This is a genomic window from Stenotrophomonas sp. YIM B13575, from assembly GCF_042787595.1.
GTDB classification, from domain to species: Bacteria; Pseudomonadota; Gammaproteobacteria; order Xanthomonadales; family Xanthomonadaceae; genus Stenotrophomonas; species Stenotrophomonas lactitubi_B.
Genome location: NZ_JBHZOP010000056.1, coordinates 14,809 through 41,364 on the forward strand (window position 1 = coordinate 14,809; position 26,556 = coordinate 41,364).

Consider the following 26,556-nt stretch of genomic DNA (forward strand, 5'->3'; position numbering starts at 1 on the left):
TTGACGATACTGGCGGCCCGGTCACTGCACGAGGTCCATGCCATGCGCTGTTCCCGCCTGTTGTTGCCTGCCCTGGGCCTGGCCCTGCTCACTGCCTGCCAGGGCCGTTCGCCTGAACCCGGCAGCGCGCCGGCCAAGGATGACGCCGCCAGCGTCGACAAGGCGGCCGGTGATGGCAAGCTGCGCTGGAGCGAGGCCGTTGTCTGGGATGGTGACCTCAATGCCTGCCGCCAACGCGACAGCGCGGCCACACGCGATTGCCTGCGTGATGCGATGCGTGCCGGTGGGGCCAGTGCCGATGCAGTCACCGCCGCCGAACAGCTCTCCACCGGTGGCGAACTGGCCTACGTGACCGCCTGGCATGAACATGACGGCCTGGGCGTGGCCACCGTCGAATACCCGTTCCGCGCCAACACCAATGAAGGCACCCGCCTGGTCGATGCCGCAGGCAAGCGTATCGACGTGGATGCAGTACAGCTGGACGACACGCTGCGCGCCGATCCCGGCGTGCAGGAGGTGCTGAAGGCGAACCCGCAGGCCACGCCGTTCGCGCCGGCCCAGGCCGCCGGTACCGCAGCGCTGGATGGCGGTGGCATCCGCCTGCTGTACCGCACGCCGCTGCGCGATTGCCATGCGTGCCCGGATGTGGGGCAGCTGCAGATCGGCTATGACTTCGATGGCAAGCGCAACTTCATCGGCCAGCAGGTGGTGCCGGTGACGCCGTAGCAGGCCGCCGCGCCATTCGGCAAAGCGCATCCACGCAGGGCGCGGATCTACCGATACCCGCGCACCTGCTTGTTCAGCAGGTGCGGCGCGATCCAGCGATGCACCGGCGCAACCGGCAGCATGTACAGGCGACCGAACGCGTTGCGGGTGTGCACCACCGTCGCCACTTCCAGCGCATCGCCGTGCCACTGCAGCGCCAGCTGCACGCGCAGATGGCGGTCGTCGTCTTCCAGCACGATGGCATCTTCATCCAGCGCCTGCAGGGTGAAGATGCCAAGGCGTTGCCCAGGCTGTGGATCGACGGTCTGCTGCACCGCGCGCAGCGAGCCGAGATCCTTCATGCGCAGCAGCCGCATGCCACGGTTGCGCAGGCCCATCAGCCCGTCGAACCAGCCCGGCACCGCCGCTGCCATATCGCGGTAGGCCTGCAGCGCCGAACGCCCGTTGCGCGGCGCCGCCTCTTGGCAGGCGTGGACGAAATCGGCACCCGGCAGTTGCGAACGCAGCACACTGCCTTCGCTCAGCAGCGTGCTCACGGCTTGGGTCCCTGCCCTTCGTTGTCTTCCCAATGCAGGATGCGGCGGGTGACGAAGCGGTAGACCGGCTTGCCGGTGGCGAACCATAGGTCGCGCACCCACGACGTGCGCTTGAGCACGCGCTTCTCCACCGGTGTCAGCGACGCGCGGCAGTACATGCGCTTGTGCTTGAGCAGGTGGCGCAGGTCTTCGCGCGCCAGCAAGCGCATCCAGCGCGAGCGCGGGTCGCCGATCACCGCCAGCTGGAAGTCGATCAGCGCCGGGCGGCCGTCCTCGGTCACCAGCCAGTTGGCTTCCTTGGCCAGGTCGTTGTGGGCCACACCGCGTCGATGCAGCTGTTGCAGCAGGCGACGCGCGGCGCGGAACCAGGCCACATCACCGCGCGGCGGGCGCTGGTACATCGCATCGCCGGCCATGAAGCTCCTGTCGAGATGGCGGCCATTCCAGTCCAGCAGTTGCGGCACGTCGGCCATGCCGTGGATGTGCTTCAGCGCACGCGCTTCGCGCCGCGCCAGCCACCACGCAGGCAGCCGCAGCCACAGCGGCGTGGCGCCCAGATCACGGCGCACGAAGGGGCCTTCCGGCTCCTGCACGAGGAGGATCCGGCCAAAGCTGTCGGCCTTCAGTGCATGCGTTGGCGCGTTGTTGGATACAGGCATGGCGACATTCTAGGCGATGGCGATGGTTGCAAACGGTCACCAAGCGGCTGGGAACCAGTCACCTTCACGCCTCTATAATCGGGAAATGGACTCTTCATGGATCGACGCCACCCTCGCGTGGATTGCCGCTCATCCCGTGTTGGCGGGTGCGGTCATCTTTCTGATCGCCTTCTGCGATGCGGTCATCATTCTTGGCGCCATCGTGCCAGCGCTGCCGTTGCTGTTCGCCGTCGGCGTGTTCATCGGCCTGGGCCAGATCTCCGGGCCGTATGCAGTTGCGGCTGCGGCGCTGGGTGCGTTCGCCGGTGATGGCATCAGCTACTGGATAGGGCGGCGCTGGGGCGACCGCCTGCGCGGCGTCTGGCCGTTCAGCCGCTACCCGCAGCTGCTCGACCGGGGCGAGAACCTGTTCCGCCGCAATGCGTTCAAGAGCATCCTGATCGCCCGCTATGTCGGTGCCATCCGCCCATTCGTGCCCGCCATCGCCGGCATGATGAAGATGCCTGCCAGCCGTTACGTGCAGGCCAGTGGCATCGCCAGCATCTCCTGGGCCGTGCTGTTCCTGGCCCCGGGCTGGATCCTCGGCGAAGCCTATGACGCCGTCGCTGCGGTTGCCGGCCGGCTGGTCGTGGTGGCCGGCCTGCTGGCGGTGATCCTCAGCCTGGTCTGGGCCATCGTGCTGTACGGCTATCGCTGGTCGGCCGCGCGCATGGACAACTGGCTGGCCCGCCTGCTCGACTGGTCCAACCGGCACCCGACACTGGGCCGCTACACCGTCGGCGTACTCGACCCCAAGCGCCGCGAATCGGTGCCGCTGGCGATGCTGGCGCTGATGCTGCTGCTGTTGGGCTGGGGCTGGTTCGCCCTGTTGACCGTGGTAGTCGCCCACGGCGAGCCCCTGGCGGTGGATCTGCTGGTGCACCAGGCGATGCTGGCCCTGCGCAATCCGCTGGCCGACTACCCGATGGCCGCCCTGGCCTCGTTGGGCGCATGGCAGGTGCTGCTGCCGGCAACCGCTGCGGCAATGGGCTACCTGGTCTGGCGCCGGCGCTGGATGGCGGCCGCCCATTGGCTGGCCGCATTGGCCTTCGGCCTGGCCCTGACCAAACTGCTCGGCGCCACCGTCGACGTGGTGCGCCCGATCGATGCCAGCAGCGGCTTCGGCTTCCCGTCGGTGTCAGTGACCATGGCCACCATCACCTTCGGCTTCTTCGCGGTGCTGATCGCCCGCGAAATGCCCGGCCGCACCCGCGTCTGGCCGTACCTGGTATCGGGCATCGTGGTCAGCCTGATCGGCTTCTCGCGCTTGTACCTGGGCGCGCACTGGCTGAGCGACGTCATCGGCGGCATGTTGTTCGGCACGTTCTGGCTGCTGGTGCTGGGCATCGCCTATCGCCGCCGCTTCAACCGCTCGTTCTGGGTGAAGCCGGTGGCATGGCTGTTCTACGGCGTCTTCGCGGTGGCGGCGATGTGGTACGCACCGCGCAACATCGCCATCAAGCTGGAACGCTTCGAGCCGACCTTGCCGGCACCGCTGGCGATGGACGCGCAGGCCTGGTGGCAGCACGACTGGGCGAAGCTGCCGGCGCGTCGCAACGAGTTCGACGATGACCAGCGCTGGCCGCTGGATGTGCAGGTGGCCGGTCCGTTGGCGCAGCTGCAGGCGCAGCTGGAAGCGCGCGGCTGGCAGGTGCAGGCGCAGGCCGGCTGGCAGGAAGCGCTGCTGATGCTGGACAAGAACACCGGCGCCGATGAACTGCCGGTGCTGCCGGCGACCTTGGATACGCGCGTCGAAGCGCTGCTGATGGTGCGCCAGGGCGCACAGGCCGATGAGCGCTACGTACTGCGCCTGTGGCAGGCGCCAGCGCAGCTGCAACCGGGCGACACCCCGTTGTGGCTGGGCAGCGCGCAGACCCTGCGCTACGAGCGTCACTTCCAGTGGATCGGCATGTGGCACCCGGTGCGCGGGATCGATCCGGCGTTGAACGCGGTGAAGGAAGCGGTGCAGACGCTGCCTCAGCAGGAAGCCGTGCACCCGGAGACCGGGCTGCCGGTACTGCGGTTGAAGACCACCGCGCCCTGATGGATCCGCCGGGCATGGCCCGGCGCTACCGCCTCTGTCCTGGTAGTCGCCAACCTTGGTTGGCGCTTTCGGGCAAAGGCTGCCAACCAAGGTTGGCATCTACCGGTTCTGCTCCGCTCTGGTAGTCGCCAACCTTGGTTGGCGCTTGCGGGCAAAGGCTGCCAACCAAGGTTGGCCTCTACCGCCGCCGGGCCATGTCCGGCGAGCGCTGCGGCCGCTTTCTTACGGCATCCAGCCCAGCAGCTGCTGCAGGCGCTGGTGCGGGTCGTCCAGCTGCAGCAGCTGCAGGCGCTGCTGTTCGCTCAGCGGCAGCAGCTCGGCCAGCCGCCAGCTGACCCAGCTGGCCTGGTCCATCAATGCTGGCGTGGCCGGTGCGAACGCCGTCCCCGCCTGCTCGATGATGTGGTCCAGTACCGTCGCCAGCAGCGCATGCTGCGGACGCAGTTCGTCATCGGGATCCTCATCGCACCAGCGCACATCGGCAACCACCAGCCCGTTGTCGCGCACGCGCGTGCGCTCAACATGGAAACGGCGGGTGCCGCGCAATCGCAGCTGCAGTACGCCGTCGGCGCCGACATCGAAATCCTCGATCTTCACCTGCACGCCGAAGGCGGCCGGCGTTGCCGGCGCACCCACCTCGTGCCCTTCCAGGATCAGGCAGACACCGAAACCTTCGCCGCTGCGGCCGGTTTCGCGGACCAGATCCAGGTAGCGTGGCTCGAACACACGCAGGCCGATCGCCGCTCCCGGAAGCAGCGTCGTATGCAGCGGGAACAGCGGAAGCGAACCCTCGCCGCTCATCGTGCCTGCAGTCCTGCCAGGAAGCGGCGCGGCGCACCGTCGAAGCCGCCGTTGGACATGAACACCACATGGTCGCCGCTGCGCACGTCGGACTGCAGCTGCGCCAACAGCGCATCGGTGTCGGCCACCGCGTGAGCCTCACCGCGCACCGCGGCGATCACTGCGGCCGCATCCCAGGCCAGCTCCGGGCGGTGCAGGAACACCACCTCATCGGCGAGTGCCAACGACGGTGCCAGCGCCTGGGCGTGGGCGCCCAACCGCATCGAATTGCTGCGCGGTTCCATCGCCACCACGATGCGCGCATCACCGACCCTGGCACGCAGGCCTTCGAGGGTGGTCGCAATCGCGGTCGGGTGATGGGCGAAGTCGTCGTAGACGGTGATGCCATCGTGGTTGCCGATCACTTCCATGCGCCGCTTGACGCTGCGGAAGCGCGCCAGCGCCGGGATCACCTCGGCCGGCGCGACACCCACGGCGTGTGCAGCGGCCAGTGCAGCCAGGCCATTGAGCACGTTGTGGCGGCCCAGCAGCGACCAGTGCACATCGCCCAGTGCCTGCCCGCGATGATGGACGCGGAACGCGCTGCCATCGGCGGCCAGCAGCTCGGCGTGCCATTCCAGCGACGGATCGAAACCGAAACGTTCGACCGGGGTCCAGCAGCCCATCGCCAGCACTTCAGCCAGATGCGCGTCTTCGCCGTTGACGATCAGGCGGCCGCGCGCCGGCACGGTACGCACCAGGTGGTGGAACTGGCGCTGGATCGCCGCCACGTCGGGGAAGATGTCGGCGTGGTCGTACTCAAGGTTGTTGAGGATCGCCACCAGCGGCCGGTAGTGCACGAACTTGCTGCGCTTGTCGAAGAACGCGGTGTCGTACTCATCGGCTTCGACGACGAACTCGCGGCCCTGGCCCAACCGGGCGGACACGCCGAAGTCCTCGGCGACGCCGCCGATCAGGAAGCCGGGGGAGCGACCGGCGTTCTCCAGCAGCCAGGTCAGGATGGTGGTGGTGGTGGTCTTGCCATGGGTGCCGGCCACGGCCAGGGTGTCGCGGCCCGGCAGGACCTGCTCGGACAGCCACTGGGCGCCGGAAATGTAGCGCTGGCCGGCATCCAGGACGGCTTCCACCGCCGGGTTGCCGCGCGACAGCGCGTTGCCGATCACCACCTGCGCGGTGCCTTCCGGCACGCTGTCGGCGCGGTAGCCCTGGTCCAGGGTGATGCCCAGCTGCTCGAGCTGGGTCGACATCGGCGGATAGATGGCCTGGTCGCTGCCGCTGACCGTGTGGCCCAGTTCCCGCGCCAGGGCGGCCACGCCACCCATGAAGGTGCCGGCGATTGCAAGGATATGTACGCTGCTCATGACCGGGGATTGTGACCGATCACGGCTGTATAGGGCCATTGTCGGCAACAGGGTAAGAGAACCCCTACAGTCACTGTGAGAAAACTCCAATCGCATGTCAGGGAATTCCCGATAGCGATGTTCTGTGAACCCGGACACAATTCAGGATGCCAGCCGCAGTACCCGAACCGGTCCTACTCCCCAAGAGGCCATCCCCAAGGGAGCTCATGCTGTGGGGGCCCTGAGCAAGCCCTTTGCTGGCACCTATGAAATGAAACAGGCCTGATCCTCGCGGATCAGGCCTGTTTTTTTGCGCCTGCGGCAGCCGGCATCGACCGCCCGAACGGCTCAGCGCTTGATCGCCGCCAGGATGCGGGCTTCGATCTCGTCCAGTTCGCCGACGCCATCGACGCGGGCCAGGGTGCCACGGCCAGCGTAGAAGTCGACCACCGGAGCGGTCTGCTCGGTGTAGACCTGCAGGCGCTTGCGCACCGATTCCGGATTGTCGTCGGCGCGGCCCTGTTCCTGCGCACGGCCAGCGATACGCTCGACCAGCAGTTCGGTGGCCACATCCAGCTGCACCACGGCATCCAGCGGCTGGCCGATCTCGGCCAGCATGCCGTCCAGCGCGTTGGCCTGGGCCACATTGCGCGGATAGCCGTCAAGGATGAAGCCCTTGGCGACATCGGCCTGGGCCAGGCGCGACTTCAGCATGCCCAGCAGGATCTCATCGGACACCAGGTTGCCGGCATCCATCACCGACTTGGCCTGCTTGCCCAGCTCGGAGCCGGCGGCGATTTCCGCGCGCAGCATGTCGCCGGTGGAAATGTGGGCGATCTCGAGCTTTTCCTTCAGGCGCGTCGCCTGTGTCCCCTTGCCCGAACCGGGCGGTCCCAACAGAACCAATCGCATTGACCTGACTCCAACGTGTTGAAAATAAAGAAGGTTCGCGTCCCGGACGGTCCGGTATCGCTGCACCGCAATAGCGCCACTTTAGCGCATCCGGGTAATGTCCCTGCAATGTCCCCTCCCCTGAGCAGGTAGAAGCATGCGCAATGGCACCCTCCTTTACGCCCAGTCCGGCGGCGTCACCGCCGTCATCAACGCCACTGCCGCGGCGGTGATCGAACAGGCCCGCGCCAAGGGAATCAAGGTCCTGGCCGCGCGCAACGGTATTCTCGGCGCCCTGCGCGAGGAGCTGATCGACACCAGCAAGGAGAGTGCTGCGGCCATCCGCGCCCTGGCCCACACCCCCGGCGGCGCATTCGGCTCGTGCCGGGTCAAGCTGAAATCGCTGGAGGCCGACCGTGCCCGTTACGACCGCCTGCTGGAGGTCCTGCGCGCCCACGACGTGCGCTGGTTCCTCTACAACGGCGGCAACGACTCGGCAGATACCGCACTGAAGGTGTCGCAGCTGGCGAAAAGCTCCGGCTACGACCTGACCTGCATCGGCGTGCCCAAGACCATCGACAACGATCTGGCGGTGACCGACACCTGCCCCGGCTTCGGCTCGGCGGCCAAGTACACGGCCGTGTCCGTGCGCGAAGCGGCGTTGGACGTGGCGGCCATGGCCGAGACCTCCACCCGCGTCTTCATCTACGAGGCGATGGGCCGCCACGCCGGCTGGCTGGCCGCGGCCGCCGGCCTGGCCGGCACCGGCGAGGACGATGCCCCGCACATCATCCTGCTGCCCGAGCGCGCCTATGACGAGGCCGCGTTCCTGGCCAAGGTCAAGGCTGTGGTCGCACGCGTGGGCTACTGCGTGGTGGTGGCGTCGGAAGGCATCGCCACCGCCGATGGCCGCTTCGTCGCCGACGCCGGCGGTGGCAAGGACTCCTTCGGTCATTCGCAGCTGGGCGGCGTGGCCGCGCACCTGGCCGGTCGGGTCAAGGACCAGCTGGGGCTGAAGGTGCACTGGGCCCTGCCCGACTACCTGCAGCGATCGGCCCGCCACCTAGCCAGCAGGACCGACTGGGAACAGGCCCAGGCGGTGGGCAAGGCCGCCGTGCAGCTGGCGCTGAAGGGCCAGAACGGGGTGATGCCGGTGATCGTGCGCAGCAGCGATGCGCCGTATCGCTGGAAGATCGAAGCCGCACCGCTGTCGAAGATCGCCAACCATGAGAAGAAGATGCCGGCCAGCTTCATCCGCCGCGATGGATTCGGCATCACGGCCAAGGCGCGTGCCTACCTGCAGCCGTTGATCAAGGGCGAAGCACCGTTGCCCTACGGTAGCGATGGCCTGCCGAAGTACGTGACGCTGAAGAACGTCGCGGTGAAGCAGAAGCTGCCAGCGTTCGAAGGCTGACCCACAAAGGGATTGATCACGGGGTTGCCGGTCAGCGGCCGGCAACCCCCGGGTCTCCCGTCCCGTAGATGCACGTCATGCGTGGATGCAAGGCCTCAGTTGCAGGCCTTGCCTTCCATCTGCAGCTGCGCGGCGAACATCGTCACCTGCGGGATCTTGCCGGCGGCGGCCTGCTTCTTGGCTTCTTCCAGATAGATGCGCGACTGGCCCTGCCCATCCAGCGCCTGCGCGTTGTTCACCGGCAGACGCCACACGCGCACCACCGCCTGCTGCGCGGGGCACGCCGCATTCGGCACACGGATCACGTCATTGAGCTTCCAGCCCTTGTCGGCGCTCGGCTGTGCCTTGGCGTAGTCGACAAAGCGGGCGCGCGGCTGGCACTGCTCGCTGGTGCGCACCGCCGAGAAACGATAGGGCTCTGCGGCCTGGCCGGTGAACGCGCCTTCCAGGCGCGCACAGGCTTCGGGAATCTGCCGCAGCGTATGCACTGCACCGACCGCCTGCGGTGCACCGACAGCGCGCTGCAGTTCGGGTGCTTCCGCCGCGAAGGCAGGCAGGGCCGGGGCCAGGACGGCAAGCATCAACAGGGACAGGCGCATGGGGATTCTCCGACAGGACTGCGCGCAGGCTTGCAGAGGTTGGCTTAACGGGGTGCAAAGGTGGTGATGGAGACGACGGATATGGCGTCGGTGCAGCAACCGCTGCGCTCGCCGGGCACGGCCCGGCGCTACCATCCGGGCGCGGGTGCACGCATACTGCGGACACCAGGGAATGCTGAACACCGCCATACGTCGGACGACCACCAAGGTCGGTACGGGTTGGTTCCAGGCTGCAGCCCGTCGTCCCCCTCGTGGTGCAGTTCATCGCCACTGGATGCTTGTCCATCCATTCTGCGGAGGGGTCTAATGCTGGAACGTCACGGGCTGTCATTGGCGCTGGGCTGCGCCATTCTCGCGATCCTGTACGGAATCGTCTCGGCGCGCTGGATCCTGCGCCAACCCACCGGCAATGAACGCATGGTCGCCATCGCCACGGCCATCCAGGAAGGCGCGCGCGCCTACCTCAACCGCCAGTACCTGACCATCGGCATCGCCGGCGTGGTGCTGTTCGTGCTGGTCGGCATCTTCCTGAGCTGGTACACCGCGATCGGCTTCGCGGTCGGTGCGGTGCTGTCCGGTGCAGCGGGCTACATCGGCATGAACGTGTCGGTGCGCGCCAACGTACGCACCGCAGAGGCCGCGCGCCGCGGCATCAGTGCGGCGATGGACGTTGCGTTCCGCGGCGGTGCGATCACCGGCATGCTGGTGGTCGGCCTGGGCCTGCTCGGCGTGGCGGGTTACTACGCGCTGCTGCTGCGCATGGGCCTGCCGATGGAACAGGCGCTGCATGCGCTGGTCGGCCTCGCCTTCGGCTCATCGCTGATCTCGATCTTCGCGCGCCTGGGCGGCGGCATCTTCACCAAGGGCGCCGATGTCGGTGCCGATCTGGTCGGCAAGGTCGAAGCGGGCATTCCCGAAGACGACCCGCGCAATCCGGCGGTGATTGCCGACAATGTCGGTGACAACGTGGGCGACTGCGCCGGCATGGCCGCCGATCTGTTTGAAACCTACGCGGTCACCGTGATCGCCACCATGCTGCTGGGCAGCCTGATGCTGGCCGAGGCCGGTGCCAATGCGGTGCTGTATCCGCTGGTGCTGGGCGGTGTTTCGATCATCGCTTCGATCATCGGCGCGCTGTTTGTGAAGGTGAAGCCCGGCGGCTCGATCATGGGCGCGCTGTACAAGGGCGTGATCGTCTCCGGCGTGCTGGCCGCGATCGCGTTCTATCCGATCACCACCGGACTGATGGCCGACAACGTGCATGGCCCTCTCGCCCTCTACGGCTGTGCATTGATCGGCCTGGTGCTGACCGGACTGATCGTGTGGATCACCGAGTACTACACCGGTACCCAGTACAAGCCGGTGCAGCACGTGGCGCAGGCCTCGACCACCGGCCACGGCACCAACATCATCGCCGGCCTCGGCATCTCGATGAAGTCCACTGCGCTGCCGGTGATCGCCGTGTGCGCGGCGATCTGGGGCGCGCACGCGCTCGCCGGGTTGTACGGCATTGCCATCGCCGCCACTGCCATGCTGTCGATGGCGGGCATGATCGTCGCGCTCGATGCCTACGGGCCGATCACCGACAATGCCGGTGGCATCGCCGAGATGGCCGAACTGCCCTCGGAGATCCGCGACATCACCGATCCGCTGGATGCGGTGGGCAACACCACCAAGGCGGTGACGAAGGGCTATGCCATCGGTTCGGCGGCACTGGCCGCGCTGGTGTTGTTCGCCGACTACACGCACAACCTGCAGGCGGCCAATCCCGGCCAGGAGTTCCGCTTCGACCTCAGCGACCACACGGTGATCATCGGCTTGCTGATCGGTGGCCTGATTCCCTACCTGTTCGGCGCGATGGCGATGGAAGCGGTCGGTCGCGCGGCCGGCGCGGTGGTGGAGGAAGTGCGGCGGCAGTTCCGCGAGATCCCCGGCATCATGCAGGGCACCGCCAAGCCGCAGTACGACCGCGCAGTGGACATGCTGACCCGCTCGGCGATCCGCGAAATGATCGTGCCGTCGCTGCTGCCGGTAGCGGTGCCGGTGGTGGTCGGCCTGCTGCTGGGGCCACGCGCGCTGGGCGGACTGCTGATCGGCACGATCGTCACTGGCCTGTTCGTGGCCATTTCGATGACCACCGGCGGCGGCGCCTGGGACAACGCCAAGAAGTACATCGAGGATGGTCACTTCGGCGGCAAGGGCAGTGAGGCACACAAGGCGGCGGTGACCGGCGACACCGTGGGTGATCCGTACAAGGACACCGCCGGCCCGGCGATCAATCCGCTGATCAAGATCATCAACATCGTGGCGTTGCTGCTGGTGCCATTGCTGTAGATCCACGCCATGCGTGGATAACGGCGCCACTGGGGTCAGAGCCCTTTCCTGCGGAAAGGGATCCGACCCCGATGCCGTTCAGCGGCGTTCGGGTAGATCCACGCCATGCGTGGATGGCAGCCCCCGATGCCGTTCAGCGCCCGCGCAGGAAGAACGACACCGGCACCATCACGTCCACCGGGTCGCCGGCCACGTCGGCCGGCGGCACCGGTACCGGGCTGGCGCGCTGCACGGTATCCAGCGTCTCCTGGTCGAGCAGTGCGAAGCCGCTGCTGCGGCCCAGCCGCACGCCGGAAACTGTCCCATCACGGGCCACCGCGAAACGCACATGGACCACCCCCTGCTGGCGCAGCCGTTCGGCCTGGCGCGGATAGCGCCGATGCTTCTGCAGGTGCCCGAGCAGGCGCCCTTCCCAGCTTGCCTCCGCATGGCTGCGTTCACCGGCCGTGGTCTGCGGTGCGGTGTAGCGTGCGGCGGCATCGGCGGCGACCTGCGGCGGTGCATTGGTCTGGGCGACATTGGCCTCGGCGGTATCCGGCGAAGGCATCGGCGAAGGCGTGCGCGGCGGCGGCAGCTCACCCTGTGGTTGCACGGGCGCCTTCGGTTGCTCACGCAGCGCCGGCTTCGGCGCCTGCCGCTGCTGTTGCTGCTGCAGTGGCCCGCTGGCGACCTCGCGGGGTGGCACCGGCGGCGACTGTGCCATCGGTGCCAGTTCCAGCATCAGCGCTGCGGGCGGTGCAGTGGCCGCCAGCGCCCGCGCACGTGCCGCCCACCAGCAGGCCGTGCCGATCAGCAGCGCATGTACCAGCAGCACGATCGCCAGGCTGGTCGCCCAGCGTCGCAGTCCTTTCATCGCGCACCCTGCTCCAGGCCAACCAGCGCCACCTTCAGATAGCCCGCGGCACGCAGCGCATCCAACGTCGCCATCAGTTCGCCGTAGGGCACGCGGGTATCGGCACGCAGGAACAGGCGCTGCGCGGTGTCACCGTGGGTTGCCGTCTGCAGTGCCGCGGCCAGCCCATCACGCGCTACCGCCTGCTCGCCGACGCGCAGTGACAGATCGGCCTGCACGGTCACGTACACCGGCGCCTGTTCCGACGGCGTGGCACTGGCACTGCTGGCCGGCAGCTGCACCGGCACCGACACGGTCGCCAGCGGCGCTGCCACCATGAAAATGATCAACAGCACCAGCATCACGTCAATGAACGGCGTGACGTTGATCTCGTGGGCTTCTTCCGGTGTGTCGTCGCGGTCGGACGCGGTCCTGATCGCCATCGTCGCGCCTCAGTGCACCGCGCGCAGCGACGTGGCTGCGGTGCGCGGCGCGGCGCGGTCGAGATCACGCGAGACCAGTTGCTGCACCGCCGCCGACAGATCGCCGAGCAGGCCGCGCAGGCCGGCCAGCACGCGGCTGAAGTGGTTGTAGACCAGTACTGCGGGAATCGCCGCGACCAGGCCGAGCGCGGTTGCCAGCAGCGCCTCGGCGATGCCCGGCGCAACCACCGCCAGATTGGTGGTGTTGCTGTGGGCGATGCCGATGAAACTGTTCATGATGCCCCACACCGTGCCGAACAGACCGACGAAGGGCGCCACCGCACCGATGCTGGCGAGTACGCCGATGCCGCGCCGCTGCACGCGCGCGGCTTCCAGTTCGATGCGGTCCAGACGTGAGGCAACGCGCTCCCTGATGCCGTCGCGGCCGTCCAGATCCCGCGACAGGTGCAGTTCGGTGCGTGCGGCGTCCAGCATTGCCAGCGCGGTGCCCTGTTGCATGCAGGCATCCGCGTGTTCGTTGGGCAGGCTCGCTGCCTGCAGCAGCAGCGCGCGCGCCGCGCGCAGCTGCCGCGCCTGCCGGGCCAACTCCCAGCCCTTGGCCAACAACACGGTCCAGGTAGCCAGCGAGGCCACTGCCAGGGCGATCATCACCCCTTTCACCACCACGTCGGCGGCCAGGTACATGCCCCACGGAGTCAGTGCAGGGGCGGCCACGGGGGCCAGGTCAGCAGGCAGCATCGTCTCGGGTTCCATCAGAATCAGGGGACGCGGCACGGCGACGGGCCGTGCGCGGATCATGGGCGTCGTCCACTTCCACCAGTGGCGTGGGCTCCACTCGGGGTGCTGGTCGACTTAGCACATAGCCGGCGCTGACCGCGAAGAACAGGCCCACGCCCAGCAGCAGGCGCCAGGACGGGTGTGCGCCCCAGCAGAACATCGCGAACCCCACCGCCATGCCGGCGCTGGCGAACGCTTTGCCCTTGCGCGACACCGCGCCCTGCTCACGCCACAACCGCAACGACGGGCCGTAGCGCGGATGCGCCAGCAGGCGCTGCTCGAACTTCGGCGAGCTGCGCGCGAAGCACCCCACCGCCAGGATCAGGAAAATGGTGGTCGGCATTACCGGCAGCAACGCACCGATCACGCCGAGGCCGACCATCACCCAGCCCAGCGCGAACCAGAGCCAGCGCATCAACCCTGCGCCTGCGCGCGGTCGGCGTTCATCAGGCGAATTCCACTTCGACGTGGCCGTGCACGCTGCGGAACGCAGCATCGGCCGCATCGATCACCTGCTGCTCCTGCTCGGCACTCAGCGGTACCGCGTCCAGCGCCGCGGTGAACGCACGCCAGTGGCGGGCGGCACCATCCGGATGCGCGGCCAGGTGGCGGGCACCGAAGTCGCGGTCCAGGCCGAGCCTGGCCGCCATTTTGTACAGCACGGTGCCGCCCAGGTTGGAGCCTTCGGCCACGTACAGCCAGCCCAGCGCTGCGGGCAGCGCCAGGTGCAACGGCAATGCGGGGATGTCGGCGCCCGGCAGGGTCTGTTCAAGGTCCTGCAGGTCGCGTGCGACCTGTGTCAGCCGGCGGCGTTCACCGAGATCAGGCAGCAGTGCGTCCAGCGCGGGGTTGCCATACAGCGCATCGATGCTGCGGTGAAAGCGGTACTGCACGCGCAGGAAGCGGGCGAAGTTGCGGCGGTCGGCGAATATGTCGCCGGCCATGATGCGCTTGTCCAGCGCGCCGTGGCTGTCGCGGGTGGCGGCCTTGAGCCGCACGCTGCGGCTGTCTTCGGGAGCGATGTGTGCGTTCATGGGGGAATGCCAGGAGGGTCGTCGTGCTGTAGACGTCTGCTGCGGGGCTTTCCCCAAGCCCGTGTGCGCCGATAATGGGCCATTCCCTTCTTCCACCCGGAACCGACGATGATCACCACCGAACCGCGCATGACCAACCTGTTCCTGCAGCTGGGCCTGGATGCCAGCGCCGAGGGCATCGCCCGTTTCATCCGCGAGCACCAGCTGGCCACCGACGTTGAAGTGGTCGAGGCGACCTACTGGAACGATGCCCAGCGCCAGTTCCTGAGCGAATCGCTGCAGGCCGATGCGGCGTGGACCACTGTGGTCGACGAACTGAACGAAGCGCTGCACGAAGAGGCGGTGAAGGCAGCGACCGGGCTGTAAGCATTCGCCGGGCATGGCCCGGCGCTACCGTTTCATCTGCGCGATCCGCCGGGCATGGCCCGGCGCTACCGTTTCATCTGCGCGATTCGCCGGGCATGGCCCGGCGCTACCGTTTCATCTGCGCGATTCGCCGGGCATGGCCCGGCGCTACCGTTTCATCTGCGCGATCCGCCGGGCATGGCCCGGCGCTACCGGTTGTTCGGTAGATCCACGCCATGCGTGGATGGCCGACCCCGCCGATCAGTACTTCCAGGTCAACGCCAGGCGCGCGGTGCGGCCTGGTGCCGGCATCACGCCCAGGGCCAGCGGGTCCAGGTAGTAGCGGTCGGTGAGGTTGTCCACGCCCGCTTCCACCGACAACTGGTCGTTGAAGCTCCAGCTGCCGAACAGGTCGACCAGGGTGGTCGGCCGATACAGCTGCTGGATCGCCGACAGACCTACGTTCCAGTCCTTGTCCAGCTTGCTGATCGGGCCGGCATTGTGGACCACGCGGGTTCCAAACGTCAGCCGCTCGTCGAACAGGCGCGAGCCCAGGGTCAGGTTGACCATGTAGCGCGGCGGGTTCTGCGTGTTGGTGTACGAACCCTCGAAGCCACCGTCCACACAGTTGGGCGTATTGGCCAGCTCGTCATTCTTGCGCTGTGCGCCGTAGGCACGACGCTCGGCGGCGATGTCCGGCGCGCAGGTCTTGGCCTTGAAGTAGTAGTGCGCGGACAGATCGGCGAACGCCTTGCCGCTGTCATAGCTGGACTGGAACTCCATGCCCGAGACCTTGAACTGGTCGACGTTGCGGATCAGGCCGGCCGACAGCGTGCGGTAGTCACGGGTGATCAGGTCGTCGATGCGGGTATCGAAGTACGCCAGCTTCAGCGCCAGGCGGTCGCCGGCAGTGAACAGGTCGTAGCGGATGGTGCTGGCGCCGATTTCCCAGCTGCGCGCACGCTCCGGCTTCAACTCGCCCACCGGCTTGGCGGCGGTGAACAGGCCCAGCGTGGTCTCGAACAGGCTCGGCAGCTTGGTGCCTTCGGCATACTTCACATAGACCATGGTGTCTTCGCTGAAGCGGTAGGCCACGCTGGCGGTCGGCGAGAACGCGGTGTCGCGACGGCGGATCGGCTGCGACCAGGTCCAGCTGACCGGCACTTCCAGATCCTGCGCCTTGCCGGCATCGTAGAAGTTCCAGCCAGCGATGTCGCCGACCGTGCCCTTCTTGTACGGCGAGGCCAGCAGCGATTCCTGGGTGAAATTGCCGTTCGCATCCGGATACCAGTTCAGCAGCGCGATGCGCTTTGCGCGCCATGACGGCAGCTTGGGGTTGCCGTTGAGCAACTCGGTGTAGCGGTACTGGCCCTGCACCTCGTACGCATCGGGCGTGGCCAGGCGGTTGCGGTCATGCACATCCACCCGGTTCCATCGACCACCGGCCAACAGCTCCCAGTGTTCGTCGGGCTGCCACTTCAGCGACGCCACGGCACTGTATTCCTTGCGCTCGGCATTGCGCAGGAAACGGTTGTTGACCAGATCGTCGTGCATGACCGGTCCCGAGCTACCCGGGGCGATGTCTTCGTCACTGTAGGACAGGCCGTAGTCGAGCGTGAATGCACCGGCGCGGGTATCGAACGTCGAAGTGTTGCTGGCATCCAGGCCGAAGCGCTTCTGCCGCAATGGATTGCGATAGGCATCTTTGTAGCCGGGGTCACCACTGAAGCTCGGCGCGTCGTACCACTCGGTGCGGCGGTCGAAGTACCACGGGGTGATGCCGGTCAGGCTGTTGTACATCACGCTGTCGGTGTCGGTGTACGAAGCGTTCACGCGCAGATCGATCAGGTCGCTGTCCGGGTTGAAGCGGTAGCGCAGGCTGTAACTGTCCATGTCGACATGGCCCGGATCCCACTGCGGGATGCGGTCACGGTCGACGCGGATGATCTGCGAGGCCATGATCTCGCCGGCGGTGCCTTCGTAGCGGCGATAGCCGGCTTCCAGCGTCTGCGCGTCGTCGATGCGCCAGGTGCCCTTGAGCAGCGCCGACTTCGAGCGTGCAGACGTATTAAATACCTCGGTACGCGGCGGATTCAGCGGCGCCAGCGTGCGCCGGGTCTGCGGGAAGTCGTCGTAGCCATGCTTGCCGGAGAAGTAGTTGCCGTTGTCGCGGTACGCGTAGGCAGCGACCAGATCGAAACGGTCCCAGTGACCTGCCGCAGCCACGTTGAAGAACTGGCTGCCGGTGGCGTTGCGATCGGTACGCGGCGTGGCACTGTAGGCCGGCAGGTTGTTGGCACTGGCGTTGGCCAGGCCGCCACGCACGCGCACGCCGACGTCGCGGCCCTCGCGCAGCACGTCGCCGATTTTCAGCGTCTCCATTTCGACCACGCCACCGATGCCACCGGAGGCATTGGCCTGCAGGCTCGGGCCCTTGGTGATGGTCAGGCTGGAGATCAGGTCCGGGTCGAGATAGGTGCGCTGCGACTGCCCGGCATAGCCCCGATAGGTGTCCATGCTGGACTGGCCGCCGTCGATGATCACCGGTACGCGGCCTTGGCCCTGGATGCCGCGGATGTTGACGTCGAAGCCGTTGCCCACGCGCGGGTCTCCCGCAGTGACGCCGGCCACACCCTTGACGATGTCGCCGTTGGAGGTGCCGCGGAAGCGCTCCAGGTGCGTGCGGTTGAGCGTGGTGGTGGAACCGACACTGCGATAGCTGTCGAGCAGGCGCGCTTCATCACTGGTGGCGCCACTGTCGACAACGTCGCCGGCCACGCTCAGCGTGTCGGTGACGATGACACCGCTGCCGGCCTGCACTGGCGGTGCCGCTTCCAGGGTGACCGCATCGGCGCTGACCCTGCGCGTTGCCACGCCCGTGCCCTGCAGCAGGTGCTGCAGCGCCTCGCTGGCCGACAGGCTGCCACTGACCGCGCGCGAGGTTGCACCCTGCGCCAGCGATGCGGGATACACCACCTGCACGCCGGACTGGCGCATGTAGCTGCGCAACGCTTCGTCCAGGGGCTGCGCCGGGATGTCGAAGCGCTGCACGGCAGCGTGGTCGCCGCTGGCGCTCTGCGCCAGTACGGAGGGTGCGGCACTGGCAAGACCGGCAGCCAGCAATGCGATGCACAGTCGGGACGGGCGCAGCATGCGGCGCGGGCGGTGGGAGTCGAACATGGGGGAACCTGTCAGGTAATCGGTGCCGCGAATGCGGCGTCATCCACGGCGGACGTGGACACGGCGACGTACGTGGCGGCGGCGGGTACGTTCGCGGGGTAAGACGGATGGGCGCGCGGCAACCCCAAGAGGGATTTGCGGTCGCAGTGGGTGCCGACCGTTGGTCGGCTGGTTGCAGCGGTGGGTGCCGACCGTTGGTCGGCTGGTCGCAGCGGTGGGTGCCGACCGTTGGTCGGCACACTGGGATGATTCGCGATGATCATCCACGCATGGCGTGGATCTACTGAACGATGGCGACGCCGAACGGAAGACGGGTGACCTGCAGCCCTGCAGTTGCGGCCAGCGCGTCCAGCGCCTGCTCCGGGCGATCGATGCGCAGCGCCGCGCTCACCGCCGGCAGCCGCGACAGATCGCCACGCACGAAGGTCGGGCCGGCGCGATAGCGCCCCACCCATCGCACGGCATCGGCGACGCTGGCCTGGTCCAGCAGCAGTTCGCCCTGCCGCCATGCGCCCACGCTGTCGGCCGGCACATCCTGCAGACGCATCACCCCGCTGTGTTCGCCATAGGCCGCACGCTGGCCCACCTGCAGGTATGTCCAGCCGCCGTCGGCCGGGCTGGCCACGCGCACCCTGCCCTGCCCGACCTGGGTCTCCACCCGGTCATCGCCGCGCGCGACGGTGAACGCGGTCGAGATGTCCTCGATCACGCCATTGCCCGCGTGCACGCTGAAGCGCCGCTGCGCATCCGGACTGACCTGGAACCAGGCACGCCCGCGCAGCAGCTCGATCTGGCGTGCGTCCGCATCGAAGCGCACGGCGATTGCACTGTCCGCATCCAACACGGCACGGCTGCCATCAGGCAGCTGCACGCTCTGCACGACATGCGTGCTGCGGTGATCGGCCTGCAGGCGCAACCAGGCTTCCGGCCATGCCACCAGCATCACCAGCGCGGCCGTGGCCGCCATTGCCCAGCGCAGGCGATTCGGCCTGCGCCGCTCGACGGGCGCAGCCTGCGGGCGTGGGCCCACACTGCGCCACAGCGCGCGCTCGTGCTCGAAGGCCCGGCGGTGTCCCGGCTGTTGCAGCCAGCGCTCGAACTCGTGCATGCGCGCATCGCAGATATCACCGGATGCCAGCCACGCGATCCAGCCCTGGGCCTGTTCGGCCAGGGCATCGTCATTGGCGGCGGGCAGCATGTTCGGCGGGCTCATCGGCTGGCAGACAGGCGCATTCAAGCGCGGGCGGGGGAACTAGACCGCATCCACGGTCCAGTAATCAAGACGTTTCAGCGAAGCTCATCCCCAAGTCCGGACGATCATCGACCGTTGCGCGCCCAAGCCAGGCGTTGCAGCGCGGTACGCACATGGTTCTCGACCGTGGTCACCGATACACCAAGACGCCGGGCGATCTCGGCCTGGGTCAGGCCCTGCAGGCGATTGAGCCGGAAGATGGTGCGGGTCGGCTCCGGCAGGTGCCCCGCCGCGTCAAGCACGCGCTGCAGCTCGTCCTGTGCCATCACCTGTTCCTCGGTCGAAATCACCTCGTCCGGCCCCCACAGGTAGTGGTCGGCCAGCAGGCGGTTGCGCCGGGTCGATTCGCGGCCATGGTCCGTGGCCAGATTGGTGGCCAGCCGGAACAGGTAGGCGCGCGGGTTGTCGATGGCCTGGCTGTCGTCCACCCCGCGGGCCTTGAACCACACCGCCTGGATCACATCCTCGGCACCATTCTCGCCGCCGAGGATGCGCTGCACCCGGCGCAGCAGCGCAGGCCGCTCGCGAATCAGCAGTTCGGTGAGGGCGGCGACATTGGAGGACATGCGCGGAACCGGGACGACAGACGGAAGGCGCCGCGGATGCTACTCCGTTAATGCGAATCAGTCACGTTCTCATCAATGGATGCAGTCGGTCAGGGCGTCGTAGATGCTCTGCGCGGTGCCGGGCAGCGGGTCATGCAGCGGGTCGCGGGCGGCGAGTGCGGTGTGGAAGGCCTCCACCGGAGTACCCGGCTGCAGCGGCAGGCGGCACAGCCAGGTCGGCTGCCGGGCCACCACTGTGCCGTCGTTGCGGGAGACTTCGAGATCGCTGGCGGCAAACGCCCACAGGCACTCGCGAACGGTGCCGCGTACCGCATCCACCGAACAGCGCAGGCGCAGGGCATGGATATCGCTGTACTCGCCTTCGCAGAAGGTGTCGCCGCAGATCGCGTCGAAGCCATGCTGCAGGCGCCCCTCCAGGGCAAAGAAGCGGTCCCAGTTGGCTTCCTGGTGCGGGTAGTGGATCAGATCGACGTAGGGGAAGGCGTGGGCCGAAGGCGCGGCCAGCAACGCACAGAACAGGCCAAATGGCAGGGCGGACACGTTCATGCGGCAACTCCTCGGGAAGGTGCGTCCAGCCTGCCGGCCCGGCCGCGCCGCCCCCATCGGTGAACCCCGGCCGCCGGCGTGGGCCCCCGCCGCGCGGTGCCGTCAGCCCCCCCACTCTGCACAGCGACCGGCAAAGGCATAAAATGGAGAGCTATCCGTCTACACCCCCACCTGGAGCACACCATGGGTCTGGAACTCGTCTCGCCCGGCAAGAACCCGCCGGAAGAAATCAACGTCATCATCGAGATCCCGAAGGATTCCGAGCCGGTGAAGTACGAAGTGGACAAGGAAACCGGTGCGATCTTCGTCGACCGCATCCTCTCCACCCCGATGCGCTACCCCTGCAACTACGGCTACGTGCCGAGCACCCTGTGCGGGGACGGCGATCCGGCCGACGTGCTGGTGGTGCTGCCGCTGCCGCTGGTTCCGGGTTCGGTGGTGCGCTGCCGTCCGGTCGGCGTGCTGAAGATGAGCGATGAGGCAGGCAGCGACGAGAAGATCCTGGCCGTGCCGGTCACCAAGGTGTTCGGCGGCTACGCCCACGTGGAAGACATCGAGCAGGTGTCCAGCCACTGGCTGGAGCGCATCGGTCACTTCTTCGAGCACTACAAGGACCTGGAGAAGGGCAAGTGGGTCAAGCTGGACGGTTGGGGCGGCGCGGCTGAGGCCAAGCAGATCCTGATCGAGGCGCACCAGCGCCACCTCGACAGCAAGGCCTGAGACTGAACAGCATTGCTCCGGCGCACGGCGTCGGAGCGATGCGGGTCACGTTTCATGACGGCGGCACATCACCTTTGCCGCCGTATTAGGTAAATTGCGTCACTTCACACGTCGTCGACATCGACCGTCGAGACAGCCAGGGGAATGTGTCGTGCGTATTCTGCTTGTTGGGGATACAGCCAGCCTGCCGGCTGAGCTGACCGAATTCATTGCCGATCTTGGGGAAGACTGGCAGCCGCTGACCGCCACCGATGGGCATACCGCGATGACCGCGGTCGCCACCCAGGGCGTGGACGCGGTGATCGTCTGCCCGCAGCTGCCCGATCTCAACGCAACCACGTTGCTGGGACAGATCCGCACCTTGCGCCCGGAGACCATCCGCATCGCACTGGTCGACGCGCAGCATGGCAACCGGCCGCCGCCGGCACGCCTGATCGGTGTCGCCCATCGCTTCCTGCCCTTGCCGTTGGCGCCGGAAGTGCTGCTGGAAGCATTGACCAGCCTGGAAGAGCTGCGCGACGTGCTGGACAGCCCGCGCCTGCGCGATGCCATCGGCCGCATCGAGAAGCTGCCCTCGCCGCCGCACCTGTACCTGAGCCTGACCCAGGCACTGGAACATGACGACGACGCCGACAGCGCCGACGTTGCCAAGCTGGTCGCCGCCGACCCGGCGATCGCGGCCAAGGTGCTGCAGCTTTCCAATTCGGCGTTCTTCAGCCAGGGCCGCACCATCGCCGACCTGCGCACGGCCGTGACCCGGCTGGGCCTGGCGACGCTGCGTGACCTGGTGCTGGCCAGCGAAGTGTTTTCCGCGCCGACCTTGTCCGGTGCCGAACGCAACTCGCTGCAGCAGCGCGCCTTGATGGCCTCGCGATTGGCCGCACGCCTGCTGCCCGACTCCAGCGCCGAACTCGGTGCCACCGCCGCACTGCTGGCCGACATCGGCCTGCTGCTGCCGGGCGTGCGCAACGAGCGCAGCGAAGCCGAGCCGGCGGACGACGATCGCCCCGGCCATGCCGAAGCCGGCGCCTATCTGCTGGGCCTGTGGGGCCTGCCGATGCCGATCATCGAGGCAGTGGCGTTCCATCTGCAGCCGCAGCGCGCCAATACCCGCAGCTTCTGGGTGACCGGTGCGGTGCACGTGGCACTGGCGCTGGTCAACGGTGATCCGGTGGATGAAGAGTATCTGCAGCGCGCCGGTGTGCTGAACAAGCTGCCGCAGTGGCGCGAGCACGCCAACAGCCTGATGGGGCTGGTGCCGAGCGACGCCTGAGGCGTAGCGGCAGGCAAGTGGGAATGGGACGAAAGGCAGGCCAGGAGGCCTGCCTTTTTTAGTTGTGCCGGAAGATCCATCCACGCATGGCGTGGATCTACTGGAAGTATCCGGAAGTTCGTCCGCGTGGCGTGGATCAGCCGTTGATGAGCGGAGGTTCGTCCGCGCGCGGTGTCGGGCAGTCGCGGGTGACCGACAGTTCGGCGCGCGGCGTGGGTATCCGCGTTGCCCGATCGCGCAAACAAGAAGGGCGGACCTTGCGGCCCGCCCTCCTCTTTCTGCTGTCACGCTTCGATGGATCAGAAGCGCTGGGTGTACTTCATGTAGTAGTAGCGACCGATGTCGAAGCCACCGTAGTACGAGAAGCTCGAGTTCGGCTGGCTGTACATGACCGGGCCTTCGTGGTTGAACACGTTGTTGGCACCGACCGAGACCGTGGCCTGCCACGGCAGGGTGTAACGCACCTGCACATCGTGGAAGGTGTTCGAACCGACCTTGCGGGTCGGCTGACCCAGGGTGTAGGCCGAGTTGAAGTCAGGCAGGTTGCACTCGGTGTCGTAGGAGCACGGCTCCTTCATGCTCGAGTAGTAACGCACGGCCCAGTTGACGCCCAGGTTGCCCAGGCTCCAATCGACATTCAGGTTCGAACGGACGCGGAAGTTCGCACCCCAGTCGCCGGTTGCCCAGCTGGTGTGCTGCTCGACCGGAGTCTCGGCTTCGTTGTCGCGCTTGTACTCGAGGTAATCGACGTAGGTGGTCTTCCAGTCAACCACGATCTTGCCGAAGGAGAACTCCGGCAGGCGGTACTTGATGCCCAGGTCGTAACCTGCGGTTTCCTGGTAACCACCGTTGATCAGGGTACGGGTAACGTCGACCACCTGGTTGACGGTGCGGCCTTCGGTACCGCGGCTGAAGCGGTCACACGCCGACGCAACGCCCAGCACGTAGCACTGGTTGAGGATCGAGGTCACCGACTCGGCGGCGATCACGTTGTTGATGCGGATCTTCCACCAGTCCAGGCTGACGTCCAGGCCCTGCACGAAGTTCGGGCTGTAGACCAGGCCAGCCGTCCAGGTCTTGGAGGTTTCCGGCTGCAGTTCCGGGTTGGAACCGGACTCGAAGGCGCTGTAGGACTGGGTGCCCGGGCCGGTCGACTGTGCGCCACCGGAGGTGATCTGGCGGAAGTTCGCCGGAACGCCACGTGCACCGCAGGCCGCGGCAACCGACGGGTTGCGCGAGGCCGAACCGAAGCTGCTGTCGCACGGATCGGTGTAGGCGTCGAAGGTCTGCGAGGTGCCGCCGTACATGTTGGCGATGTTCGGCGCGCGGAAGCCCGTCGAATAGGTCGCACGCACCAGCAGGTCGTCGATCGGCTTCCACTTCAGGCCGAACTTGCTGTTGATGGTGTCGCCGAAGGTGTTGTAGTCCGAATAGCGACCGGCCATGTCGAGCGACAGTTCCTTGGCGAACGGCATGTCAGCCAGCACCGGCACGTTCAGTTCGACGTAGAACTCGTCGAGCTTGTAGCTGCCCTTGGTCGGCGCGCCGGCCAGGTCGGTGCTCAGGCCCGACTGCAGCAGTGCATCCGGGTTGTACTCGCCGCTTTCCTGACGGTGCTCGTAACCAGCAGCGATGGCCAGGTCACCGGCCGGCAGCGTGAACAGCGAACCGGAGATGTTGGCACTGTAGGCCTTGGTGGTGTTGGTGTAGGTGTCGTGGCTCGGCAGGAACAGGTAGGCCTGCAGTGCCGGGTCAGCCAGCGAACCATTGCCGGTGGAGCCGTACGGTGCCAACGGGTTCCACGGGGTGCAACCGGCGATCACCTTGCCCGGGGTGCCGCAACGGGCGACGTCGCCGTCCATGAAGGACGGGCCGACGGCGTTCTGCACATTCGGGATGAACAGGTTGCCGGTACCGGTCTTGACGCCCTTGTTCTGGTTGTAGACGTAACCCACGTCCCAATCCCAGAACTTGTCAGCGAACTCGAACGAACCTTCCAGGCCGGCCGAGAAGCGGAAGGTTTCCTGCTCGGATTCGGTCTGGCGCGGGAACTCGGAGGTGCGACGGATGAAGTTCGCGTCCTTGCCCAGCGGGTTGTAGATGCTGTCGGCCGACAGCGGGGTGCCGTAGACCTCGGACTGGTACGGGTAGCCGGCAATCTGCGAGGTCGCGGTGCGCTTGGTGTACAGCACGTTCGCGGTGGCGCGGATGTTGTCGGTCAGGTCGTAGTTGCCGTTGGCGAACACCGAGCGACGGGTCAGCTTGTTCTGCAGCCACATTTCACGGCTGGCATTGGTGTAATCACCGGTGCCGAACTCGCGGAAGTCGCCGATGCCGTTGCCGGCACCGGTATTGGCGCGGGTGTACCAGATGTCATCGTCGGCATCCTTCGGGGTGCCCATGTCATCGATCAGCACGCCCTGGTTGGATGCCGGCGACCAGCCATTGGCATCGTCGGCGGTCGGGTTCGGATGGAAGCGACCGTTCGGGTAGCGGCTGAAGGAGCGATCCTTGGCCTGGACCTCGTCTTCCTTGCTGTACTCGGCGCCGAAGGTGATCGAACCGCGCTCACCGGTCTGGCCGTAAACGAAGTTGTAGACCTGCTTCTGGCCGTCGCCCTGGCCGTACTGGCCACCGTAGACGCTGGCTTCCAGGCCGTCGAAGTTCTTGCGGGTGATGATGTTGACCACGCCGGCGATGGCGTCGGAACCATAGATGGCCGATGCACCGTCGGTCAGCACTTCGATGCGTTCCACGACCGAGGTCGGGATCGAGGCCAGATCGGTGTAGCCGCCGGTGCTGGTGCCCATGCGCTTGCCGTCCAGCAGCACCAGGGTGCGCTCCGGGCCGAGGTTGCGCAGGTCGACGTACTGGCCGCCGACTTCTTCGCCCGAGCTCAGGGCATCGGCGCGGCTGATCGCCGGCGAACCGGTCGCCGACAGGTTCTGCACGATGTCGGCAACGCTGGTGAAGCCCTGCTTTTCAATGTCGGCGCGCTGCAGCGCGATCACCGGCTGCGCGGTTTCCATGCTCGCCTGGCGGATGCGCGAACCGGTGACCGAAATGCGGTCCAGGTCGGTCGTGCCGCCGGCAGCTGCGTCCTGCGCCGAAGCGAAGGACGGTGCCAAGGCAAGCGCAATGCCGGCCGGCAGCAAGCCGAGCCGCACTGCGGGAATACGAACGTTCATCAATCTCTCCAAGGTACGTGTTAGTAGCGTGTTAAAACGCCGTAGCACGTTACGATTGCGTTGCAGCGCTGTATTTGCGCGACACAACCGGAGACTTTGCGGAGTGTGGCGGAAGCTGCCCGTCGTTCTCGCGGAAGCGCGAAGCGGACTGCCCATAGCGGGCGCGGAAGGCGCGCGCGAAGCTGCAGCAGTTGTCGAAACCGCTGGCGGCAGCGACTTCGCCGACCATCATGTCGGTGTCGCGCAGCAGATCAGCCGCGCGCTCAAGGCGCAACCGTGCCGAAAGCGACTGCGGGCTTTCCTCGTACAGGCTCTGGAACGTCTTGGAGAGATACCAGCTGGAGAAGTTGGTCAGCTCGGCCAGTTCGCCGATGCGCACCACACGGTGGCTGTTGCCTTCCAGGTACAGGCGCGCGCGCTGCATGCGACCGAACACCTGGCGCTTGCGGCTGCGCGAGCGGCCCGGGCAACGCTGTACGTTGTCGGCCAGGCTGCGCTGCAGACCGGCCAGATGCAACAGCAACGGACGCAGCGCCTGCGCCGGCTGCCCGCTGGCGAGGGCGTCACGCCACAGGCGCAATGCCACGCGTGCATCGGCACGGTTCATCAGACCGCGGCCGGCATACAGGCCGCAGTCGGCCATCTCGGTCAGCACGCGCAGCGCTTCGACATTCAGGTTCATACCGACGCACAAGCCGTTGCGTCCGGCCTGGACCAGCGGCCTGGACTCCTTCTCGAACGCGATCCACTCGCCCTGCCGGAGCCGGAACCGTCCTTCCTTGGCTTCCACCCATGAGGTGCCGCGCACCTGCATCCACACGCTGAAACTGGTGCCGGCGGCCTGCAGGCTGCCGAGGCGGGCAACGCCCATGCAGGTCGGCGCGATATCGTCGATCGCCTTGTCCAGGGATACGGTTTGGCCACGATCAGCCAGCGAGAGTTGACGCATGAGGGCACCACGGATTTGCCAAGTACAGGCCTCCGTTTTGCCAAATCAGGTGGCAGCGCGTCAGGAAA

24 protein-coding genes are annotated in these 26,556 nt (G+C 67.0%); 7 read left to right on the forward strand and 17 right to left on the reverse strand.

What is annotated here, in order from left to right:
• The first annotated feature begins 42 nt into the window (after nt 1-42).
• Nucleotides 43-726, forward strand: coding sequence for a hypothetical protein (locus tag ACFX4F_RS10610; protein ID WP_380654958.1), 684 nt, complete (start codon nt 43-45; stop codon nt 724-726).
• A gap of 47 nt (nt 727-773) precedes the next feature.
• On the opposite strand, the gene ACFX4F_RS10615 is transcribed toward ACFX4F_RS10610, so the two are convergent.
• Both ACFX4F_RS10615 and ACFX4F_RS10620 read right to left on the reverse strand, forming a co-directional pair.
• Nucleotides 774-1,262 (reverse strand): DUF2867 domain-containing protein, encoded by a 489-nt coding sequence (locus tag ACFX4F_RS10615; protein ID WP_380654961.1) that lies wholly within the window; start codon nt 1,260-1,262, stop codon nt 774-776.
• A complete protein-coding gene (locus ACFX4F_RS10620) occupies nt 1,259-1,921 on the reverse strand; it encodes a serine/threonine-protein kinase (RefSeq protein WP_380654964.1) in 663 nt (220 codons plus the stop codon). The genes ACFX4F_RS10615 and ACFX4F_RS10620 overlap by 4 nt, the downstream gene beginning before the upstream one ends.
• A gap of 85 nt (nt 1,922-2,006) precedes the next feature.
• Between ACFX4F_RS10620 and ACFX4F_RS10625 the strand changes: the two genes are divergently transcribed.
• On the forward strand, nt 2,007-4,004 hold the full coding sequence (locus ACFX4F_RS10625) for a VTT domain-containing protein (protein ID WP_380654967.1): 1,998 nt from the start codon (nt 2,007-2,009) through the stop codon (nt 4,002-4,004).
• 222 nt (nt 4,005-4,226) lie between these two features.
• On the opposite strand, the gene ACFX4F_RS10630 is transcribed toward ACFX4F_RS10625, so the two are convergent.
• The 3 genes from ACFX4F_RS10630 to ACFX4F_RS10640 form a co-directional block, all read right to left on the reverse strand.
• Nucleotides 4,227-4,805, reverse strand: a complete 579-nt coding sequence (locus tag ACFX4F_RS10630) for an LON peptidase substrate-binding domain-containing protein (protein ID WP_099821613.1) — start codon at nt 4,803-4,805, stop codon at nt 4,227-4,229.
• The gene (mpl, locus tag ACFX4F_RS10635) at nt 4,802-6,166 is read right to left on the reverse strand and encodes a UDP-N-acetylmuramate:L-alanyl-gamma-D-glutamyl-meso-diaminopimelate ligase (protein WP_380654971.1); all 1,365 of its coding nucleotides are present in this window, start codon (nt 6,164-6,166) and stop codon (nt 4,802-4,804) included. The genes ACFX4F_RS10630 and mpl overlap by 4 nt, the downstream gene beginning before the upstream one ends.
• Nucleotides 6,167-6,493: 327 nt before the next feature.
• Nucleotides 6,494-7,057 carry an adenylate kinase gene (locus ACFX4F_RS10640; protein ID WP_025874177.1) on the reverse strand — a complete coding sequence of 188 codons (564 nt, stop codon included), beginning with the start codon at nt 7,055-7,057 and terminating at the stop codon, nt 6,494-6,496.
• Nucleotides 7,058-7,193: 136 nt separating this feature from the next.
• Here ACFX4F_RS10640 and ACFX4F_RS10645 point away from each other — a divergent pair, with 136 nt between their 5' ends.
• Complete coding sequence (locus ACFX4F_RS10645) at nt 7,194-8,450, forward strand: 6-phosphofructokinase (protein WP_099821615.1); 1,257 nt, start codon at nt 7,194-7,196, stop codon at nt 8,448-8,450.
• Nucleotides 8,451-8,545: 95 nt separating this feature from the next.
• Here ACFX4F_RS10645 and ACFX4F_RS10650 read toward each other — a convergent pair whose 3' ends face one another.
• Nucleotides 8,546-9,049, reverse strand: coding sequence for a hypothetical protein (locus tag ACFX4F_RS10650; protein ID WP_099821616.1), 504 nt, complete (start codon nt 9,047-9,049; stop codon nt 8,546-8,548).
• Between the two features lie 306 nt (nt 9,050-9,355).
• Between ACFX4F_RS10650 and ACFX4F_RS10655 the strand changes: the two genes are divergently transcribed.
• On the forward strand, nt 9,356-11,383 hold the full coding sequence (locus ACFX4F_RS10655) for a sodium-translocating pyrophosphatase (RefSeq protein ID WP_099821617.1): 2,028 nt from the start codon (nt 9,356-9,358) through the stop codon (nt 11,381-11,383).
• Between the two features lie 133 nt (nt 11,384-11,516).
• Here ACFX4F_RS10655 and ACFX4F_RS10660 read toward each other — a convergent pair whose 3' ends face one another.
• Genes ACFX4F_RS10660 through ACFX4F_RS10680 form a run of 5 tightly spaced genes read right to left on the reverse strand, consistent with a single transcriptional unit; the run spans nt 11,517 to nt 14,469 of the window.
• A complete protein-coding gene (locus ACFX4F_RS10660) occupies nt 11,517-12,236 on the reverse strand; it encodes an energy transducer TonB (protein WP_380654976.1) in 720 nt (239 codons plus the stop codon).
• On the reverse strand, nt 12,233-12,658 hold the full coding sequence (gene exbD / locus ACFX4F_RS10665; RefSeq protein ID WP_099821619.1) for a TonB system transport protein ExbD: 426 nt from the start codon (nt 12,656-12,658) through the stop codon (nt 12,233-12,235). Before exbD ends, ACFX4F_RS10660 begins: the two co-directional genes overlap by 4 nt.
• A 9-nt stretch (nt 12,659-12,667) precedes the next feature.
• On the reverse strand, nt 12,668-13,396 hold the full coding sequence (gene exbB, locus ACFX4F_RS10670; RefSeq protein ID WP_380654979.1) for a tonB-system energizer ExbB: 729 nt from the start codon (nt 13,394-13,396) through the stop codon (nt 12,668-12,670).
• Entirely contained in the window at nt 13,383-13,850 is a 468-nt protein-coding gene (locus ACFX4F_RS10675) for a YbaN family protein (RefSeq protein WP_099821621.1), read from the reverse strand. Before ACFX4F_RS10675 ends, exbB begins: the two co-directional genes overlap by 14 nt.
• A 31-nt stretch (nt 13,851-13,881) precedes the next feature.
• Nucleotides 13,882-14,469 (reverse strand): biliverdin-producing heme oxygenase, encoded by a 588-nt coding sequence (locus ACFX4F_RS10680; protein WP_380654983.1) that lies wholly within the window; start codon nt 14,467-14,469, stop codon nt 13,882-13,884.
• Between the two features lie 108 nt (nt 14,470-14,577).
• Here ACFX4F_RS10680 and ACFX4F_RS10685 point away from each other — a divergent pair, with 108 nt between their 5' ends.
• Nucleotides 14,578-14,835, forward strand: coding sequence for a DUF2789 domain-containing protein (locus ACFX4F_RS10685; protein ID WP_380654986.1), 258 nt, complete (start codon nt 14,578-14,580; stop codon nt 14,833-14,835).
• Nucleotides 14,836-15,075: 240 nt separating this feature from the next.
• Here the strand turns inward: ACFX4F_RS10685 and ACFX4F_RS10690 are convergent, their stop codons facing one another.
• From ACFX4F_RS10690 to ACFX4F_RS10705, 4 genes are all read right to left on the reverse strand, one after another.
• Nucleotides 15,076-17,994, reverse strand: coding sequence for a TonB-dependent receptor domain-containing protein (locus ACFX4F_RS10690; protein WP_380654989.1), 2,919 nt, complete (start codon nt 17,992-17,994; stop codon nt 15,076-15,078).
• Between the two features lie 280 nt (nt 17,995-18,274).
• Nucleotides 18,275-19,207: a FecR family protein gene (locus ACFX4F_RS10695; RefSeq protein WP_380654992.1), complete on the reverse strand. Its 933-nt coding sequence runs from the start codon at nt 19,205-19,207 to the stop codon at nt 18,275-18,277.
• A gap of 104 nt (nt 19,208-19,311) precedes the next feature.
• On the reverse strand, nt 19,312-19,812 hold the full coding sequence (locus ACFX4F_RS10700) for an RNA polymerase sigma factor (RefSeq protein WP_099821625.1): 501 nt from the start codon (nt 19,810-19,812) through the stop codon (nt 19,312-19,314).
• A 72-nt stretch (nt 19,813-19,884) separates the two neighbouring features.
• Nucleotides 19,885-20,358, reverse strand: coding sequence for a hypothetical protein (locus ACFX4F_RS10705; RefSeq protein WP_380654995.1), 474 nt, complete (start codon nt 20,356-20,358; stop codon nt 19,885-19,887).
• Nucleotides 20,359-20,541: 183 nt separating this feature from the next.
• Here ACFX4F_RS10705 and ppa point away from each other — a divergent pair, with 183 nt between their 5' ends.
• Together ppa and ACFX4F_RS10715 are read left to right on the forward strand one after the other, a co-directional pair.
• The gene (ppa, locus tag ACFX4F_RS10710; protein WP_025874161.1) at nt 20,542-21,078 is read left to right on the forward strand and encodes an inorganic diphosphatase; all 537 of its coding nucleotides are present in this window, start codon (nt 20,542-20,544) and stop codon (nt 21,076-21,078) included.
• Nucleotides 21,079-21,229: 151 nt separating this feature from the next.
• Nucleotides 21,230-22,351: an HDOD domain-containing protein gene (locus tag ACFX4F_RS10715; RefSeq protein WP_099821627.1), complete on the forward strand. Its 1,122-nt coding sequence runs from the start codon at nt 21,230-21,232 to the stop codon at nt 22,349-22,351.
• Between the two features lie 299 nt (nt 22,352-22,650).
• On the opposite strand, the gene ACFX4F_RS10720 is transcribed toward ACFX4F_RS10715, so the two are convergent.
• Nucleotides 22,651-25,539 carry a TonB-dependent receptor gene (locus ACFX4F_RS10720; protein ID WP_380654999.1) on the reverse strand — a complete coding sequence of 963 codons (2,889 nt, stop codon included), beginning with the start codon at nt 25,537-25,539 and terminating at the stop codon, nt 22,651-22,653.
• Between the two features lie 49 nt (nt 25,540-25,588).
• Entirely contained in the window at nt 25,589-26,488 is a 900-nt protein-coding gene (locus tag ACFX4F_RS10725; RefSeq protein WP_380655002.1) for a helix-turn-helix transcriptional regulator, read from the reverse strand.
• Nucleotides 26,489-26,556: the final 68 nt, after the last annotated feature.